We start from the raw sequence: 17,753 nt of genomic DNA, 5'->3' as shown, positions 1-17,753 counted from the left end.
CTAGACAGCTCCACTCCACAACCGGAGGCCTTCGTCATCACGTCTATCTACGTCGTGTCGTCACACAACCTCAACCAACGTCCCTGGGCAGTACAGCTAGGTCGTGATCTCGTGTGGTTGAAGGGGGCAGCCATGCAACTTGCGTTGCTGGAGCTGCTGTCGTGGATCGCGCTCGGCCTGGGGTTGGCCAGCTCGGCCTTGATCGTCGCCGATATTCGTATTCTCGGGTACCACCAGCCGATCAAGAGCCTGGAGTTTGTCTGGGCCGTGACTGGCGTCTACCTGGGCCCGGCCGGCATCGCGGCGTACCGGCGTTGGGCTAGGCCACAGTCGCCCCGGTGGCAGCGGCGACACGGCAGGCCGCCGGCACGGCCACGGCAGATAGCCATTCTGACCGGGCTTTGTCACTGCGGCGCCCACTGCGTTCTCGGCGTCATCCTCGGTGAGCTGGTGGTATCTTTCAGTGGCGTCAGCGTGGCGGGTGAGACGCTGTGGGCAAGCTACATCAGTGATTATTCAGGGGCGCTAGTAGTTGGTGTCACGTTCCGATACATCACCTCGGTGCGCAGAGGCCGGCAGCGGATGCGGGACGCGGTGGTGAATGTCGCAAAAGCTGATCTGCTCGGTGTGACCACCTTCGAGATAGCTTTGTTTATCTGGTTGGCGATTTCACATTATGTCACCGGCCCGGAGCCAGCAACGGATCCGTCGAGCCCGGTATTCTGGTTCGTCATCCAAATCGGGCTGGCCAGTGGTTTCGTCGTCGCTTGGCCGGCAACCGCCTGGTTGGTCCGTCGTGGAGTCAAGATGACGCCTGATCACAGCCCGAGCCGTGCGCGATAGTCGAGCGCCGACTGGCATGCGTGTCAAGGGCAAAGACATGTCGTACGACCAGCAGGGCAGAGCCTCGCAGATGGACTTAGCAGTCCACCCGACGCCCTGTAGGGGATTCGTCAGATGAGATCCCCGGCCTGCCCGTTGGACGCGTTGCTGCTGCTCAGGGCAGCGGCGGTCGGCGAAGTTTGCCCGTCGACGCCGTGCCGCCCTATGCTGGACGTGATGGTCCAACTTATTTGCGCAGGGTCGTGGGGGACCACGTTCCCACCGCAGGGAATCTCATCACCGGGGACCCGCTGACCATGACGTCATGGGCGGGTACCACATCGACTTCCACCGGCGGAGTGGAAGCACGGGCGGCAGCGGAATCGCGGCCGCCCTGCCACCTGGGGAGAGGCACATGGCATTGATCACACGCGGCTTCGGCGGCCGCAGACGCGACGACCCCAACCTCCCGCCCGGCCAGTACCGCACGGACGACTTCCCGGTGCTGTCGGCGGGGCCCACGCCGCGCATCAGCCTCGACGACTGGGAACTCGCTGTCGTCACCGAGAGCGGCGAGCGGAGCACGTGGTCATGGGCGGAGTTCACCGCCCTTCCTGCCGACGAGCCGACCGTGGACATCCATTGCGTCACGCACTGGTCGAAGTTCGGCACGAGGTGGCGAGGCGTCTCGCTGGACACCTTGCTGGCCGATGTCGAAACTGCGGCCGAGTACGTCGTCGCCCACTCCTACGGCGGCTACACCACCAACATCCCGCTCGAGGACCTGCTCGACGGCCAGGCTTGGGTGGCGTACGAGTTCGACGGCGAGCCGCTGGTTCCGGCGCACGGCGGGCCGGCTCGTCTCCTCGTTCCTCACCTGTACTTCTGGAAGAGCGCGAAGTGGCTGCGCGCTCTGGAACTGCGTCTCGACGACGAACCCGGGTTCTGGGAGACGGCCGGCTACCACAACTATGGTGACCCGTGGCGCGAGCAGCGGTACCAGGCAGATTGACCTGGCAGCCGGCGACCGTCGCCGCCGCCCGGGCGGAGACTGCGACGGCACGGACCCTGGTCCTCGACGTCGACGGCTGGGCAGGTCACGTGCCGGGCCAGCACATCGACCTCCGGTTGACGGCTCCCGACGGCTACCGGGCCTACCGCAGCTACTCGATCTCGTCGGCCCCGGGACCCGGCCGCCTCGAGGTGACCGTCCAGGCGGTGACCGACGGTGAGGTCTCGCCGTACCTCGTCGACGTCGCGGAGCCGGGTGATCAACTCGAGATCCGTGGACCGCTCGGCGGCTGGTTCGTACGTCGACCCGCCGATCCGCGTCCGGCGTTGCTGATCGGCGGCGGGTCGGGCGTGGCGCCGCTGATGTCGATGCTGCGTGCGGCGACACATCCCACCAGGCTGCTCTACTCGACCCGATCCCCGTCCGAGGCGCTGTTCACCGCGGATCTTGCAACTGCCCGAGCCGCAGACGATGGGCGAATCGACGTCACGTACGTCTATACCAGGGTCGCGCCCCCGGGCTGGCCGGCCCCACCCGGACGACTGGACGCGGACGCCCTCGCCCGCGTCGCCTGGCCCCGCGATGCCGACGCCGTGACGTTCGTCTGCGGGCCTACCGGATTCGTCGAGGCCGTTGCCGACCTCCTCGTCGACATCGGCCACGATCCCGCGAACATCCGTACCGAACGTTTCGGACCCACCGGAGGATGACCATGTCGACCACCAACGTCGGAGCCGACGACGCACCGTGGGTGGACGGTAACGCCCTCGCCGGACCGCTCGGCGAGGTCATGGGCACCGACCTCACCGTTGCCGAGCTCACCTGCGCCGGGTGCCGGACGAGCCGTCCGCTGGCCGCGATGCGCGTCTTCGACCGAACCCCCGGCCTCGTCGCCCGCTGTCCCGGCTGCGAGGACGTCGTCATGCGCGTGGTGCGCACGGCCGACCGGGTCCTGGTCGACCTGCGCGGATCGCTCCTGCTCAGCCTCCCGGTGCCGACTTCCTGAGCAGAGGGTGTTCGGGAAGGTGCTGCCCTACTGCGCCGGCCGCAGGTGACGGGCGAGCCTTCTCGAACACCCTCCATGGGTATGCCCGCCTTGCGGTGGCGGCCGCCAGTCAGCCTCTCGGGCCTCAGTTGGCAACAGGTCGCGGCGGGATACTGTTGCCGCACCATTCGGCCTGACCGGGGCACTCCCGGACGGCTGACCAAGGTGAGATTCAGGAGACAACATGGCGGCCAACGCCGAGGACATGGTCACGTTGACCAGTGCCGAGAACGATCTGCACGACTCGAACGCGGCGGACGCCACCGCGCCCGACGGGGAAGACTTCGTCATTACCGACAACAGCGCGCTCGGCATCTACGAGGCCGCTATAGGGGGCCGGACTGTCGCTGGGCTCGTTTACAACAAGGTCGGCAACCGCGTCGTATTGTCGGCGACGTCGGTGTTCCCTGAGTTCCGGGGCAGGGGAGTGGCCGGCAGGCTCATCGGCGGCGTCCTCGACGAGCTGCGTGCGCAGGGAAAGACCGCCACTATCACGTGTCCGTTCGCTGCGGCATTCGTCAATGCTCATCCGGAATATGCCGACGTGCTGGACCCGGCATTCCCCGGGTCGCACGCAGCGGCGCAGCAGCATTGAGTGAGATCGTCCGCGGCTGAACGCGCGGAACTCGGCCGGCCAGGACGCGGACGTCGGCGACGGCGCTGGTCGATGACGTCGACCGGCCCTCCCCGCGGTTGGCGCTGATCCGCACGGAGGGCCGGACACTCGTTGTTCCCCAGTTCTCACGGACGAACGCGGATGACCGTCTTCCCCCTGGTCGGCTGGGTCGAGTTGAAGGCGGCGACGGCGTCGTCGAGGGCCGCGACGGTGCCGATGTTCGTGCGTACGCGTCCGTCCCGGACCAGCCGCGCGATTTCCCCCAGCTGGGCGCGGTCGGACACGACGACGAAGTCGATCGCCAGGCCGTCAGCGGGCCGCGCCTCCGGCGGCCCGGTGACGGTCACCAGCGTTCCTCCGGCTCGAACCAGACGTGCGGACCGCTTCTGGATGTCGCCGCCGATGACGTCGAAGACCAGATCCACTCCGCCGACGTCTTCCAGGGTGTCGTTGTCGAGGTCGACGTACTCGTGTGCGCCGAAGTCGACTGCGGTCTGCCGGCCGCTGGCACGTCCGGTGCCGATGACGTGGGCGCCGGCGTGACGGGCGAGCTGCGTCGCCATCGAACCGACTGCGCCGGCCGCGCCGTGCACCAGGACGCTCTGCCCCTCCAGGAGGCGGCCGTGATCGAACAGCCCTTGCCACGCGGTCAGGCCCGCCATCGCGACGCCGGCACCCACCGTGAAGTCGACGTCGGCCGGCAGCGGCGCAAGGTTGCGCGCCTCGACGACGACATACTCCGCCAGCGTGCCGTCGCGAGTCCAGTCGGTGAGGCCGAACACCCGCTGCCCCACCGACAACCCCGTTGCGCCATAGCTGAGAGCGGTGACCACCCCGGCCACCTCATGGCCTGGGATCGACGGAGTCCGGTAGAAACCGCGGCGATCGACCCAGGTCGAGGGCCACTCCAGCTCATTGCCGGTGAATCCCGAGGCGTGAACTTCAACGACGACATCGCCGTAGTTCGCGCCCTCGAGACTGGCGAGCATCGCCACGTCCGGCTCGGGCCGCTCCACCAGCGTCATCCCCGCCGTTCCCGCGGTCCGGTCCGTTACCACGATCGCTTTCATTCAAATGCTCCTCTTCCTCAGTTCTCGTCCATCCCGGACCGCTGGACGACTCGAACGACGTCCGAAGGCCGGAGGGCTACCGCACGTCGTTCTCGAACGCGGTGAGTTCCTCGTCGTGGTCGCCTGCCGTGGTTTCCTGCTTCGGGTAGGCGCCGGCGCCGGGATGAACCTTGTCGATGAGATCGAGGTATTTCGGGTTGCGGGCGATGAACCTGCCCACGACCGGGCAGATGACGGTGATCTTCTTGCCACTCTCGCGGACCTCGTCCAGCACGCGAGCGATGAGCTCTGTCGCCACCCGGTTGTGGCGGTAGGCGGGGTCGACCCAGGTCGTCAGTAGCACGACACGGCCGCCCACGAACCGATACTGGAGCTCGGCGATCGCTTCGGCGCCGAGGGCGGCGATCCACCGACCGTGCTCCGCGTCGTTGATGACATCGAGCACCCAGCTGGATTCCACCTCGCTGGGACTCGTCTCGTTCAATGCGGCGATGAGCGCCGCGTTGTTCTCTTCCCGAGTGGCTGCCTCGAGATCGATCGTCATTGTCACACTTTCTGCCGAGGAGCTGATAGGAAGTCAGGACGAATGGGGGCGACGCTGGGTCACTCCCGGGTGCTTGACGTCGATGAGGTCGGCGTACTCGGGGTTGTGCTCGATGAAGGTGCGCACGATCGCGCACAGGATGGTCACCGTCTTCCCTTGCGCGCGCACGTCGTCGAGGACGTGTCGGATCAGCGCGGTGGCGACGCCCTGTTTGCGGAACTCGGGCAACACCGAAGTGCCCAGTAGCACGATTCGGTCGTCTCCGGTCGTGCTGTAGGTCAGCCCGGCCACCTCTCGGTCCCCGACGATGGCGTCGTAGGTGCCGCGGTTCTCGTCGTGGACGACTCGAAAGCCGGACGCGGTGGTGTGCGAGGCGTCGATCACCTCGTCGATGAGGACGGCCTGGTCCTCGCTGAGGGTGCCGTTCTCGTCGTGTCCGGCTTCGTCGGGGCGCTCGGCGGAGCGTACCTGCCCGCTCGGGTCAGTCATGAGGCTGCGCTCTTGCTGGTCATCAGATCACTCCCGGATCGGTTCTCGTGCTTGGAGGTGCAACGTCCTCACGGACGGACGCGGATGATCGTCTTCCCCATGATCCGCTGGGTCGGGTTGAGGGCGGCGACGGCGTCGTCGAGGGTCGCGACGTTGCCGATGATCGTCCGCAGTCGTCCGTCCCGGACCCGCCGGACGATTTCGCCGAGTTGGGCGCGATCGGGCACGACGACGAAGTCGACCGCCAGGCCGTCTACGGGTCGCGCCTCGGGCGGCCCGGCGATGGTCACCAGCGTTCCGCCGGTCCGGATCACGTCTGCGGACCGCTTCCCGATGTCGCCGCCGATGACGTCGAACACCAGATCGATTTCGCCGACGTCCTCCAGGGCGTCGTTGTCGAGGTCGAGGAACTCCTGCGCGCCGAAGTCGAGCGCCGTCTGACGGTCGGCGGTGCGTCCGGTGCCGATGACGTGGGCGCCGGCCTCGCGTGCGAGCTGCGTCACCATCGATCCGACTCCGCCGGCCGCGCCGTGCACGAGGACGCTCTGTCCCGCCTGGAGTCGGCCGTGCTCGAACAGCCCCTGCCAGGCGGTCAGGCCCGAGATCGGCAGGCTCGCGCCCACCGTGAAGTCGACGTCGCCGGGCAACGGCGCGAGGTTACGCGCTTCGATGGCCACGTACTCCGCCAAAGTGCCGTCGCGAGTCCAGTCGGCGAGGCCGAACACCCGCTGTCCCACCGACAGTCCCGTCGTGCCATAGCCGAGCGCGCTGACCACTCCGGCCAGCTCGTGCCCGGGGATCGACGGGGTCCGGTCACGGCCGAGTCGATCAGCCCAGGTCGAGGGCCAGGTCAGCTCACCCGGGGTGAATCCCGACGCGTGAACCTGGACGACGACGTCGTTCAGCGCCGGCGCCGGCTCGGGCCGCTCCACCAGCGTCATCCCTGCCGTTCCCGCGGTTTCGTCCGTCACTACGATCGCCTTCATCCGGCGCCTCCCTGTATCCAGGTTCTGGTCCGCACCCTCAGGTGCAGGTTTCGGTTCATCACCTTCACGCGGCGCACGGTCCTCGGTGTCTCACCACGTCGACCGGTAGCGGTTGTGGCGTACGGGTTTCGAGAAACGAGCGCGACTGCGAATTGGCCGGGACGGCGCCGGCGGAGCCGAGGCCCCGCCGGCGCCGTCCCGGCCTTCCGTTTCGAGGTCAGTTGCGGCCGGCCATGATGCCGCCGTCGACGTCGACGATGGCGCCGGTCATCCAGCTCGCCTGGTCCGACAGCAGGAACGACACCGCGTTCGCGATGTCCTCCGGGCTTCCCACACGCCCCAGCGGGTGGAAGCCGTCGAAGCTGTCGACGGTCTCATCGAACTTGTCCGCCGGGACGAAGCCCAGGTACAGGGGCGTCTTCACGACCGCGGGCGCGACCGCGTTGACCCGGATCTTGTGCGGCGCCAGCTCGATCGCGAGGGCCTTGGTGAACGAGTGCAGGCCGCCCTTCTGCACGGAGTAGCCGGTGTGCGGCGTCGCCGCGATGCCCTGGTGCGCCCACATCGAGCCGACGTTGACGATGGCGCCGCCCCGGCCCCCGGCGACCATGCCCGCGACGACGGTCTGCGTGATGAAGAACAGCGCCCGGTTGAGTTCGTTGTACGAGTCGTAGAAGGCCTCGTCGTACTCGCTGAACGCCTTCGGGATGAAGAAACCCGCGGCGTTGACGAGCAGCGTCGCGTCGGCGTGCTCGGCGGCGAGCTGCTTTCGGAGCTCCGGCACCTGGTCGCGGTCGGTCAGCTCGGCGGTGATGCCCCATGCCTTTCCGTGCTGCGACAAGGCCTCGACCGCGGCCCCCACCTTGTCCTGGTCTCGACCTGTGATCACGGCAGTGCCGCCCCCGGCGACGACCTGGTGGGCCGTGGCCAGGCCCATGCCACTGCTGCCGCCGACGACCACGACCTTGCGGCCCTCGAAACTCTTACTCATACCAATTAGTCCTTCCCACCGATTCGCGTGTTTTGTCGGCGGCACCCGATTCCCCGGGGTGGCCCGACGTCCGTAGAACTCGGCGCCGGTGGGCACGCCGGACAGTTCGTCGCCAGCGGAGGCACCGAGTCGGACGCCCCGAAACCTAGCCGCGCTGGAACTGGTCGGTCAAGTCCAGTTCCGGGACCGAGCGGATGCTACTGTGGAATCGAGGCACCCAGGCGGTACGCCGTAACAGCGGCGCTCATCCGGCCATCGCCGGGCATGTTCCCGGGACCTGATGGTCCATAAAAGATGGGTCCTGCGGGAATACCAGCGGCCCGTAAGGCGTCTGTACGTATGCGTGTCCAGGCGCATCTCGCCTGGTTCCTCAGCTCTGCGCCGAAAGGCCGGGAAGGGAGAGCTGTGTCCCAGCACACCCAGTACCACAAGAGCCCGGAGGCGGTCTCGCGGCTCGACCCGGAGCAGTACCGGGTCACCCAGCAGGACGGCACCGAACGTCCGTTCGCGAACGCCTACTGGGACAACCACGAGCCCGGCATCTACGTCGACGTCGTGTCCGGCGAGCCGCTGTTCGCATCGGTCGACAAGTACGACAGCAGGTCCGGCTGGCCGAGCTTCACGAAGCCGATTACCAGGACGAACGTTGTCGAGCGCGAGGACTCAAGCCACGGGATGATCCGGGTTGAGGCCCGTTCGCTGCACGGCGACAGTCACCTCGGCCACATCTTCAACGACGGTCCCCGCGACAAGGGTGGACTGCGGTACTGCATCAACTCGGCGTCGTTGCGGTTCATCCACCTCGACGACCTGGAGAACGCGGGGTACGGCGAATACCGCACCCTGTTCACGAGTGACACCAACCCTGACACCGACGACAAGTAGGGAGACGACGTGAGCACCGAGAAGGCGATCCTCGCCGGAGGCTGTTTCTGGGGCATGGAGGAGTTGTTCCGCCACCAGCCCGGCGTCGTGTCCACGCGCGTGGGCTACAGCGGCGGCGATGTCCCGAACGCCACCTACCGCAACCACGGCACCCACGCGGAGTCCATCGAGGTCATCTACGACACCGAGAAGACCGACTTCCGCGCGCTGCTCGAGTTCTTCTTCCAGATCCACGACCCGTCGACGAAGAACCGCCAGGGCAACGACATCGGCACGAGCTACCGCTCGGCGATCTTCTACACCAACGACGAGCAGAAGCGGGTCGCCGAGGACACGATCGCCGACGTCGACGCCTCGGGCCTGTGGCCGGGCAAGGTCGTCACCGAGGTAACCCCGGCAGGCGACTTCTGGGAGGCCGAGCCCGAGCACCAGAACTACCTGCAGACCTACCCCAACGGTTACACCTGCCACTTCCCTCGCCCCGGGTGGAAGCTCCCGAAGCGGGCGACGGCCTGACATCTCCGGCGCGCGGACCTCGGGTCCGCGCGCCGGTCCGTTTCCCCCGGCGGCTCGCCAGAAGGCCGGCCACGCGACAAACGGCCTGGACCGTGCTCACCTGCGCCGTCGAACGCGTTACTCCCGGGTCGCTGGCGCCTCGCGGCCGAGGCGGGCCCGGGCTCGGGCCATACGAATGGCCTCGGTCAGGGTCGTGATGTCGTACGCGCCGTAGTGGCGGCGACCGTTGATGAAGAACGTCGGCGTGCCGGACACTCCGCTCCTGTCGGCCGAGTCGATGTCGCTCTCGATGCGCTCGGCGTGGGTCTGGCTGATCAGATCGTCGTGGAAGCGTTCCTGATCCAGACCGAGGTCGACGGCATATTTGATCAGGTCACTGATGTTCAGCTTGTCCTGGTGGTCGAGCAGCAGGTCGTGCATCTGCCAGAACTTGCCCTGGGCGCCCGCCGCTTCCGCGGCCTCGGCGGCGAGCCGGGCGTGCGGGTGGATGTCCGACAGCGGCAGGTGACGCCACACGAAACGCAGGTCGGCGTGGCCCAGCAACTGCCGGACGACCGGCTCGGCCTTCCCGCAGTACGGGCACTGGAAGTCGCCGTACTGCACCAGCGTCACCGACGCGCCGGCCGGGCCGCGGACGTGGTCGTACCTCTCGTCGACCTCTGGGATGAGATCGATCAGCTCCGTCACATCGCCGAAGAGCGCTCGGATGCGCTTGTCGTTGGGCAGCATGTTCGTGACGCGGAACGCGATCCAGGTCAGCGCGGAGGATACGATCGCGGCGCTGAACACCCCGACCTTGGCCTCGGCCAGTTGATCGCCGGTGAAGGCCAGGCTGGCGACCAGAAGCGACACCGTGAAGCTGACACCGGCGATCGTGCCGCTGCCGAGCACGCCCGCCCACCCCACAGCCGGACGGATGCGGCCGTGTGAGATCCAGGTGAGCACGGCAGAGGTACCGATCACGGCGAGCGGCTTGCCGGCGACATACCCGAGCAGCACGCCCCAGGTGACAGGCGACGTGAACGCCCGGCTCAGGAACGGACCGTCGATGCTGATGCCAGCGTTGGCCAGGCCGAACAGCGGGACGATGACGTAGCTGGACCAGGGGTGGTAGATGCGCTGAAGGCGGTCGTTGGGCGACAGCGTGTTCGCGAGTCCGAGCGAGGCCGTCCGTGCGAGCCTGGGCGTCGGCTGTTCGCGGAACGACCGAAACATGCCGCTGAGCTGCTCGAGCTCAGCTCGGCCGGGGGAGTAGGCGAACGCGGTCAACCCGATGGCCAGCCCGGCCACCACCGGATCGACTCCGCTGACCAGCAGCGCGCCCCACATCACGACGGCGACCGGCACGTACGCCGAGTCACGCCGGATGCCGGCTGCGCGGATGGCCAGCATGACCGCGAACGCCGCTACGGCCACCACGATGGGCATCATCTTGATGTCGTCGCTGTAGACCAGAGCGATGACGACGAGCGCGATCAGGTCGTCGACCACGAACACGGTGAGCAGGAAGATCCGGACCCGGTCGGGCACGCCCCGGCCGAGCAGTGCCAGCAGGCCCAGCGCGAGGGCGGTGTCGGTCGACATGGCCACGCCCCAGCCGTGCGCGCCCGGCCCGCCGTGGTTGATCACCAGGAAGATCAGCACCGGGATCAGCATGCCGATCACGCCGGCCACGCTGGGCAGCACGAAACGTCGCCGGTCGCGCAGGTCGCCGAGGTCGAACTCGCGTCGCGCCTCAAGGCCGACGACCAGGAAGAACAGCGTCATCAAGCCGCTGTTGATCCAGGTGTGCAGGTCGCGAGAGAGCTCGAGGGGCCCGAGTCGCAGGGAGAGTTGGGTACGCCAGACGGCTTCGTAGGAGCTGACGTCGATGTTGGCCCAAAGCAGTGCGGCGACGATGGCGGCCACGAGCACACCGGCGCTGCCGGACTCGGTTCGCAGGAAGGACCGCAGCGGTGCCGCGAGACTTCCCATCCAGATGCTTCGGTCGCTCATCTTGGTTCCGGTCACACGTCACCTTTCGACGCGCTGGCCGGGCCAGCACGGGTAGCAACAAATCGTGCCGCGAGGCAGGCGCGACCCCACGGCTCAGTCCTGATCGCGCTGCCGCAGCTGAAGTGGGCTGCGGAGCGAGCGTCGAGGCCGGCGATACGGGGTGCGGGTGACTACCAGTGAACTCATGGCCGGGCCGCGTCGATGGAAACACCGTCACTGCCGCCCGCGGCGCAGCGGCAACCGCTTGCTGCTCGGTCGTGATGGCCGAGCAGCAAGCTGCCTGACGTCAGCGCGGCCCGACGAACTCCGTCTTCACGCTCCAGGCGAACTGGATCAGCAGGGTCACCGGCGACCTCTCGGCGATCTCATGCATCACCTTCAAGTCGTCGGGGTCAGGTTCCTCGCTCAGCGTGATCGTGCGCTTCAGGTAGCGCTCTGCGCCCTCCTGCTCGGGCTCGTGGTAGTCGATCTCGACGATGATGTCACCGGCGTTGTCGTACTTGTAGTCGACGTACTGCCGCAGCGTCTGAGCGGTGCAGGACGCGAGCGCCATCAACAGGTACTCCGTCGGCGTCGGGCCGTCGCCGACCGCGCCGTTGTGCGGTTCATCGGCGACGAACGTGAAGCCGCGGCTGGTCATGTCCGTGCGCCGGCGCTCAGTGAGCGGAAGGACAGCTCGGGCGGATGCGACGACACGATCCCGATCGGTTTCCATGAGCCGTGCCTTCCTGTAGATCGATCCTGGTAGTGACGGTCCGGATACGCGCATCCAGCAACAGCCGAGCCGCAGTCCGAGCGGGGTGGTGGCCAGGCGTCCCACCCCTGACCGAGTGCGTGAGCAGGCTAGCCTCCACGGACTGAATAGTCCAATCGGTCATTCGTCGCCAGACCGCTCGGCCCGCGTGGATCCTCACCTCTGGGTAGATCAGGACGCGCAACGGACGTGGCGACGGGCGACTCGCCCTCAGCTGGACGTGCTGAGTGTCGAGCTGCGGATCGGACCAAACAGTCCGTGAAGGTGTGGGATGTGCCGTCGCTCACGCACCAGGACGGCGAGCCTCGTCGCCCTCTGGCGGCGTGGTCGCACTCGAATCCGGACGACATGAGGAACATCCCGATGCGCGATGGCCCGCAGTCGCAGCACAACCGATCAAGAAACGCGGGGGACGACATGATGGCGTTCTCACCGCGGTGAAGGCGACCGGCATCTGCTGTCGGCCATCGCGTCGCGGGCAAGGATCCCCGCACCTGGCTGTGACCCGGATCCGCGCGATCATCGACCTCCGGGCTGCTCGCACCCCCGCCGGCGAACAGCCTGAGCGCGATGAAAAAGGGGCTCAGTTAACGGGTCGGCTCACCGGTCGGCTCCGTGAGGAACGACTTGATGTGGTCCAGCGCCATGTCCAGCGCAACTTCCATGGGCGCCACATCGTGGGCAGCGTTCGCCAGGAGGTAGCCGCCTTGCAGAGCTGCCATCAACCCGGTGGCCAGCTTCTCCGGGTCGGCGTCCTGGCGCAGTGCACCGCTGTCCCGCATCCGGTGCAGGCCATCGCTGATCAGCTTCTCCCATGCCGCGAACGTCTCCGACAGCATCGATCGAGCCTGCTCGTCTTGGTCGGACAGCTCGACAGCCATTGACCCGAGGCCGCACCCGTATTTGCCGTTGTTGAGCGAGTTGGCCTGGACCAGCGCGTTACGCCACCGGACCAGCCCGGAGAATGATCTCAGTCGTTCGAGTCCGCCACGCTCACGCTGAAGCACGAGCGCGCCCCGATATTTGACCAACGCGCGGACGAGTTCCTGTTTGTCGGCGAAGTGGTGGTAAAGCTGAGACTTGCTCGTCTGGCTTGCCTCGCGGATGTCGTCAAGGGTCGTCGCGTTCACTCCGCGTACGAACATCAGCCGATTCGCCGCCTCGAGAATCCGCTCCCGGGTCGCGATGCCCCGTTGACTGATCCTCCGCTGCTTCGTCGGCGCAGCCACCTGCTCGTCGGCCATCCCTCAAGTGTATCCAGTAGTGCCCCTAAACAGCGGAGATTGGGACCGCAGAGTCCATCTCGTGATGCGCCGCATTTCGGCTGACGGTGGCCGACGAGCGCCGCGCTGCCAGCTCGATTAGCCGGTCCGATGTCCGCTGGACCGCCGACAGGCGGAGCCTTGATTTGGACTATCCGGTCCTCGCCGCGACAAGCTTCCGCTTGGGGGCTGCCCCGCGTTGACCCGGCAGCGGCGGCCGGGGCAGGCGAGTGTCGACGCTTCGGTGTGGCGCGCGCATCACCCGCAGCTGGATCCGGTGGCCACCATTACCGTAAAAAAGGGGACCAATGTCGCGTATTCCGGTACCGGGGGTCGAATGCATCCCTGCTGCCCCGCGACCCGCCCTGGACGTAACCGAGATGCGGCTGGGTGCCGTTCCCGACGGGCGCGCGGCCTGTCCGCCAACGCGGGCGCCCTGAACGGTTGGAACGATCTTCGTCGCCCCTGGTCGGCGGATCTTCAGTCAAACCGGCAACGCCTCACCTTAACGGCTGTTATCGTGATTGACCGTGCTCACCGTGCGTGTTGCTGTCGCCACGCCTGGTGTCGCCCTGGTCGTGCCTGGTGTAGGGGTCGCGCCAGCAATGCGGGAGGCGGTGGCAGCGGACGTAGCGTGCCCGGCCGCCAGGTCGCCGGCTTCTCCGCTACCACGGCAGTGACGTTCCGACGAGGTTGTCATCCCCCGTCACTGGCATTGCATTCAATGCCCCGCGGTGAGAGGGAGATTGTTCTGCAATCAACATGGCTCGTGGTGCTCTCGTGGGCCACGCTCATAGTGGGCCTCGCGAGTACCGTCGTCATAGTTGTCGACCATTTCGTTCTTCGATACCGCCAGCCGGTCAAAGTCATGGAGATCGTCTGGCCGGCAACCGCTCTCTACTTTGGTCCGGCGGGTGTCCTGGCCTACCGGCGGTGGGGTAGACCCCAGTCTCCTCGCTGGCTGGAGCGGCACCGTACCCCGCCAAAGATCTCACGACACGCGGTCACGATAATCGAAACACTACATTGCGCGACGCACTGCGTTCTGGGTGCCATCATTGCCACTGTGGTCGTCTTCGGCTTCAGCCTCGAGATGTTCGACAAGAGATTGTGGCCAGAATTCATAGGCGACTACTTAGCCGCGGTCCTGGTAGGTTTCGCATTCCGATACTCCACTGAGGCCGACCGGGGTGCTCGAAGGGTGCGGGCGGCAGTGCGGAGATTTCTCAAGGGAGACCTGTTGAGCGTCACCGTCTTCGAGATCGCCCTGTTGGGTTGGCTGGCGCTGATGGAGTTGGCGGTTTTCCATGAGACCCTGCCACCCAGCAATCCGGTGTTCTGGCTCATCGTCCAGATCGGGTTGATCATCGGCTTCCTTGTCGCTTGGCCGCCGACCCAGTGGCTGATCCGCCGCGGTGCCAAGGGGGAGCTGCTGGGTGCGCCGTAGTAGGCGCGCCGCGCCGACGCCCATGGCGGAAAGCTCAGCTCGTGCTCCGCCGAGCATCCTGGCGGAAGCCGGTCATGGGCACCGACCCGACCGGCCCGAGCGCCGCTCACGCACCCCAGGTAAGCGGTCAGGTGGCCCTGAGAGCGGCGGCGCCGAAGGAGACGCTGAAGCGCTTGCACCAGATCGACACGCTCCGGAACTTTGCCGGATCGACGGAGGTCGGCAGGTCGTACACCTGGTCGCCGCGGTTGCCCTTGAGTCGTGCCACCTCGAACCAGGTGCCGTCGTCGAAGACCCGCCAGCCGGCCACCCCGCTTTTCACCGGCTGGTCGGTCAACCAGACCCGTAGGTCCGGCCCGTCGGACGTGTCGAGATCGCGCAGGACGAGCTGGTGCCGCCCGTCGGCGAGCCGGACAATCTCCGCACCGCCGGTCGTCTCATGCTCCTGAGTGATGAAGTCGCCGGCGGACACGATCCGATTCGCGACCGGCGTCGTGGTGGCCGAGCTGGGCAGCGCGCCGGCGGAGACGGAGCCGGTCGGCGGGGGAGTCCGCTCGACCACCGGTAGCGCCTCGTCGACGTGAGTGTCGGTGAGCAGCTTCCACGGCTGGAACCAGAAGAGTCCAAGAGCGGCGATCATGCCGACCACGACCATGCTCGCCCAGGCCAACGGCGACCGTAGTCTCTTCGTCCACACCCCTGCGAGGGTACGGCGCATCGGTCGCCGGATCGGCAACCATTGTTGCGAAACCCTTACCGCCGCTCCACCCGCCGCAGACGGCGAAACAGCGGAGCTGCGACAGCTTCCGGCAGTTCCCAGCACATGCGTTGGCCCCGGTCGCGTCAGCGACCGGGGCCAACGATGGACGTCAGTCAGGAGGCGGCGATGCCTTCCATCCCGATTCCGTTCTCGAACTTCGGCAGGCCGCTCACCTCGGTGACGAGGTGGAGGGAGCCGTCCTTGCCGATCTCGTAACCCTGCACGTTGCCGGCTGCGGCGTTCTGCACGTAGAGGAATCCGTCGGCGGCCGTCAGGTCGATTGAACCGCCGCCGGTGTCGGCGGCGACAGCCTTCACGAGGACCAGTTTTCCGTCCCTGTCGACCTTGTACGAGCTGATGGTGGAGCTTCCGGCGTTGGCGACGAAGAAGTAGTCGCCGACCTGCTGGATCCAGCACGGCGCCTGCTGGCCGTTGGGCACCGACGGCCCGATCTGGTCGAGCCGGCCGTCCCTCTCCAGTTCGAACCGGCTGACCTCGTTGCTGCCGGACTCGGTGACCAGCAGCGTGTCCTCGGTGTCGAAGGTGAACCCGAACGGCGTGTTGCCCGCGTCGCTGATCACCGGGTTCCGGGACAGCTCACCGTCGCGGCCGATCCGGTAGGTGAACATGACGTTGGCGGCCTTGGTGCTCACCAGCACGAACTTGCCCTCCGGGTCGATCTCGACCTGGGCCGGGGCGGTCATGAAGGCGGGCGGGTTGCCGTTGTGCAGCCCGAGCGACCGGTGGGCTCCCTCGATCGGCGACAACCGGCCCTTGTGCAGGTGGAAGCCCTGCACCGAGCCTTCACCGCCGGCGTTGAGCACGTAGACGAGGTCGTCGCGTACGTCGATGCTGACCGGCAGCAGGCCGTGCGACCAGATCACCTGCAGCCGGTTGAGTTTGGTGCCGTCGACCCGGAACACGGTAACCGTGTTGCTGCCCGCGTTCACCGCGAACAACAGCCCGTCGTGGTACCTCAGCGAACCCTGCGACGCCAGTGCGTCGCCCGGCGCGCCGACGGTGAAACCGCCCAGGCCACCGGTCTCGAACTCGCCTCTGGGCGAGAGGCGGCCGTCCTCGTCGCGGTCGTAGACCTTGATCGTGTTGCCCTCCGCCTTGTTCGTCTGGACGAACACGGCTCCGTCGTCGCCGTCCTCCTGGTGGTGTCCGTGACCACCGCGGTCGTCGTTCCGGTAGTCCGGGCCGCCCCCGTCGGCGAATGCCAGCCCGGGGACCGCTCCGACACCGGTCAATCCGGCGAGCAGCACAGCGGCGGCGAACGTTTTGCGCTTCATGATCCACCTTTCGCGCCTGACCAACCTGAACGGGAAGAACCTTCCTGTTTGCAGGCTATGGTCACCGGACGCCATGCTCGTTCCGTTTACCCGGAAGGAGGATTTTGGGTGAAGTTGTGGTCCTTCCTGCCGATCCGCCCAAGCGAGTGTTTCCCACCGCTGCGAAGTCGCGAGGCCGGGCCGCTGTCGGTCACGCTGTAAGCCGCCCCAGCCTCAAGTTCGTCGCAGTCACGACATCGGTGAGATCCCGGTACGGTTCGTCCCACGGGTCCTTCAGCCCGAAACCCCGGTGCGGGTTCTCCAGCCAGCTGCACCAGTGCCAGCCCAGGCACCATGGCCGCTCGGCGAACGCCTCACCGAAGGCCACGTAGGCCAAACCGCGTTCACGCTGATTGCGGAAGGAACCGGTACGGCCCGGGCTCATCACGGTCGGACACCAGTTGCCGGTATCGGCGATGAGGACCGGCCGGCCGGTTCGTTCGTGCCAGCGGTCCACCACGTCCAGAGCCGCCTCCAGGCGCCCCGGCCCGGGCCCGGGAAACACCTGCACGGAGAGAACGTCGATGTACGGCGCCATGGCGTCGAGTACCGGCTCGGGCGCGCCGACCCGAATGCCGTACCGGTCACCCAGGATCAGGTGGTTCGGGTCGTGCCGCCGGATCGCCTCACTGGCGACCCGGTAGTACGCCTCGGCGATGGCCGCCAGCTCTCCCCCCGGATGGCCGGCACCGGTCGGGTGCCGGCCCCAGCAGGGGACGTCGACCAGGAAGTAGCCGAGCAGGTTCGGGTCGTCGGGGCGGCAGAGCGTACGCGCCAGGTGGTCGCACCACTGCGCGAAGGCGGGCTCACGCGGATCGCGGTACGCCGGCACGCCGTTCCAGTGCTCGATCTCGGCGACCCGCAGCGACAGCGTGTACGGCAGACCGGTGTCGGCGAGCTCGTCGGGAGGCAGTCCCTCCGAGTGACCCAGGTCGACGACCCGCCCCTCGGTGGCCAGTCCGCTGCCGCTGACGTACTCGGAGGTCCAGCCCACGGTGTTGAATCCCCACGACGTCATCTCCGGGATCAGGCCCTCGCGCAGCCAACGCCGGCGCGAGCCGCCGTACCGGGCCCGGTAGATGTCGATGTTGTGGGGATAACGCAGGTTGGTGTCGTCGGCGTGCACGACCCCGATGGAGCGGAACGGCTCACCGCCGGGCGTACGGAACCGCCAGCCGTCGCCGTGCTCAACGGTGAAGGCGGGAAGGGTGCTGGTCATCTCCTG

Annotated in this window: 19 protein-coding genes; 8 read left to right on the top strand and 11 right to left on the bottom strand. The window is 67.1% G+C overall.

What is annotated here, in order from left to right:
• The 5 genes from BXA10_RS26365 to BXA10_RS26345 form a co-directional block, all read left to right on the top strand.
• Nucleotides 1-843 (top strand): DUF4396 domain-containing protein (locus BXA10_RS26365; protein WP_217696855.1); only part of this gene is annotated, 843 nt, incomplete at its 5' end.
• Nucleotides 844-1,237: 394 nt separating this feature from the next.
• A complete protein-coding gene (locus tag BXA10_RS26360; RefSeq protein ID WP_076473542.1) occupies nt 1,238-1,834 on the top strand; it encodes a sulfite oxidase-like oxidoreductase in 597 nt (198 codons plus the stop codon).
• Nucleotides 1,831-2,544, top strand: coding sequence for an FAD-binding oxidoreductase (locus BXA10_RS26355; RefSeq protein ID WP_217696854.1), 714 nt, complete (start codon nt 1,831-1,833; stop codon nt 2,542-2,544). Before BXA10_RS26360 ends, BXA10_RS26355 begins: the two co-directional genes overlap by 4 nt.
• Nucleotides 2,545-2,546: 2 nt before the next feature.
• Nucleotides 2,547-2,840: a DUF6510 family protein gene (locus BXA10_RS26350; protein WP_076473540.1), complete on the top strand. Its 294-nt coding sequence runs from the start codon at nt 2,547-2,549 to the stop codon at nt 2,838-2,840.
• 223 nt (nt 2,841-3,063) lie between these two features.
• Nucleotides 3,064-3,474 carry a GNAT family N-acetyltransferase gene (locus BXA10_RS26345; protein WP_084753331.1) on the top strand — a complete coding sequence of 137 codons (411 nt, stop codon included), beginning with the start codon at nt 3,064-3,066 and terminating at the stop codon, nt 3,472-3,474.
• A gap of 146 nt (nt 3,475-3,620) precedes the next feature.
• On the opposite strand, the gene BXA10_RS26340 is transcribed toward BXA10_RS26345, so the two are convergent.
• From BXA10_RS26340 to BXA10_RS26320, 5 genes are all read right to left on the bottom strand, one after another.
• Nucleotides 3,621-4,565: an NADP-dependent oxidoreductase gene (locus tag BXA10_RS26340; protein WP_076473539.1), complete on the bottom strand. Its 945-nt coding sequence runs from the start codon at nt 4,563-4,565 to the stop codon at nt 3,621-3,623.
• Between the two features lie 76 nt (nt 4,566-4,641).
• Complete coding sequence (locus BXA10_RS26335) at nt 4,642-5,109, bottom strand: GNAT family N-acetyltransferase (RefSeq protein ID WP_139338155.1); 468 nt, start codon at nt 5,107-5,109, stop codon at nt 4,642-4,644.
• A 33-nt stretch (nt 5,110-5,142) separates the two neighbouring features.
• Nucleotides 5,143-5,598, bottom strand: a complete 456-nt coding sequence (locus BXA10_RS26330) for a GNAT family N-acetyltransferase (protein ID WP_084753328.1) — start codon at nt 5,596-5,598, stop codon at nt 5,143-5,145.
• Between the two features lie 68 nt (nt 5,599-5,666).
• Nucleotides 5,667-6,584, bottom strand: coding sequence for an NADP-dependent oxidoreductase (locus BXA10_RS26325; protein WP_076473537.1), 918 nt, complete (start codon nt 6,582-6,584; stop codon nt 5,667-5,669).
• Between the two features lie 217 nt (nt 6,585-6,801).
• Nucleotides 6,802-7,575 (bottom strand): SDR family NAD(P)-dependent oxidoreductase, encoded by a 774-nt coding sequence (locus tag BXA10_RS26320; protein WP_076473536.1) that lies wholly within the window; start codon nt 7,573-7,575, stop codon nt 6,802-6,804.
• Between the two features lie 405 nt (nt 7,576-7,980).
• Between BXA10_RS26320 and msrB the strand changes: the two genes are divergently transcribed.
• Both msrB and msrA read left to right on the top strand, forming a co-directional pair.
• Nucleotides 7,981-8,460: a peptide-methionine (R)-S-oxide reductase MsrB gene (gene msrB / locus BXA10_RS26315; protein ID WP_076473535.1), complete on the top strand. Its 480-nt coding sequence runs from the start codon at nt 7,981-7,983 to the stop codon at nt 8,458-8,460.
• A 9-nt stretch (nt 8,461-8,469) separates the two neighbouring features.
• Nucleotides 8,470-8,976, top strand: coding sequence for a peptide-methionine (S)-S-oxide reductase MsrA (msrA, locus tag BXA10_RS26310; RefSeq protein ID WP_076473534.1), 507 nt, complete (start codon nt 8,470-8,472; stop codon nt 8,974-8,976).
• A 117-nt stretch (nt 8,977-9,093) separates the two neighbouring features.
• Here the strand turns inward: msrA and nhaA are convergent, their stop codons facing one another.
• From nhaA to BXA10_RS26295, 3 genes are all read right to left on the bottom strand, one after another.
• The gene (gene nhaA / locus BXA10_RS26305) at nt 9,094-10,971 is read right to left on the bottom strand and encodes a Na+/H+ antiporter NhaA (protein ID WP_076473551.1); all 1,878 of its coding nucleotides are present in this window, start codon (nt 10,969-10,971) and stop codon (nt 9,094-9,096) included.
• Nucleotides 10,972-11,257: 286 nt separating this feature from the next.
• The gene (locus BXA10_RS26300) at nt 11,258-11,611 is read right to left on the bottom strand and encodes an OsmC family protein (RefSeq protein WP_245828512.1); all 354 of its coding nucleotides are present in this window, start codon (nt 11,609-11,611) and stop codon (nt 11,258-11,260) included.
• A gap of 701 nt (nt 11,612-12,312) precedes the next feature.
• A complete protein-coding gene (locus BXA10_RS26295) occupies nt 12,313-12,969 on the bottom strand; it encodes a TetR/AcrR family transcriptional regulator (protein WP_076473532.1) in 657 nt (218 codons plus the stop codon).
• 355 nt (nt 12,970-13,324) lie between these two features.
• Here BXA10_RS26295 and BXA10_RS32620 point away from each other — a divergent pair, with 355 nt between their 5' ends.
• The gene (locus BXA10_RS32620; protein WP_084753324.1) at nt 13,325-14,434 is read left to right on the top strand and encodes a DUF4396 domain-containing protein; all 1,110 of its coding nucleotides are present in this window, start codon (nt 13,325-13,327) and stop codon (nt 14,432-14,434) included.
• Nucleotides 14,435-14,561: 127 nt separating this feature from the next.
• Here the strand turns inward: BXA10_RS32620 and BXA10_RS26285 are convergent, their stop codons facing one another.
• The 3 genes from BXA10_RS26285 to BXA10_RS26275 form a co-directional block, all read right to left on the bottom strand.
• A complete protein-coding gene (locus BXA10_RS26285) occupies nt 14,562-15,131 on the bottom strand; it encodes a DM13 domain-containing protein (protein WP_076473530.1) in 570 nt (189 codons plus the stop codon).
• A gap of 176 nt (nt 15,132-15,307) precedes the next feature.
• A complete protein-coding gene (locus tag BXA10_RS26280) occupies nt 15,308-16,489 on the bottom strand; it encodes a lactonase family protein (RefSeq protein WP_076473529.1) in 1,182 nt (393 codons plus the stop codon).
• A 190-nt stretch (nt 16,490-16,679) separates the two neighbouring features.
• Nucleotides 16,680-17,747 carry a glycoside hydrolase family 113 protein gene (locus BXA10_RS26275; protein WP_076473550.1) on the bottom strand — a complete coding sequence of 356 codons (1,068 nt, stop codon included), beginning with the start codon at nt 17,745-17,747 and terminating at the stop codon, nt 16,680-16,682.
• Nucleotides 17,748-17,753 lie beyond the last annotated feature (6 nt).

This window comes from Micromonospora avicenniae (assembly GCF_900156065.1).
GTDB classification, from domain to species: Bacteria; Actinomycetota; Actinomycetes; order Mycobacteriales; family Micromonosporaceae; genus Micromonospora; species Micromonospora avicenniae.
This window is presented reverse-complemented; position numbering and strand designations above follow the sequence as displayed.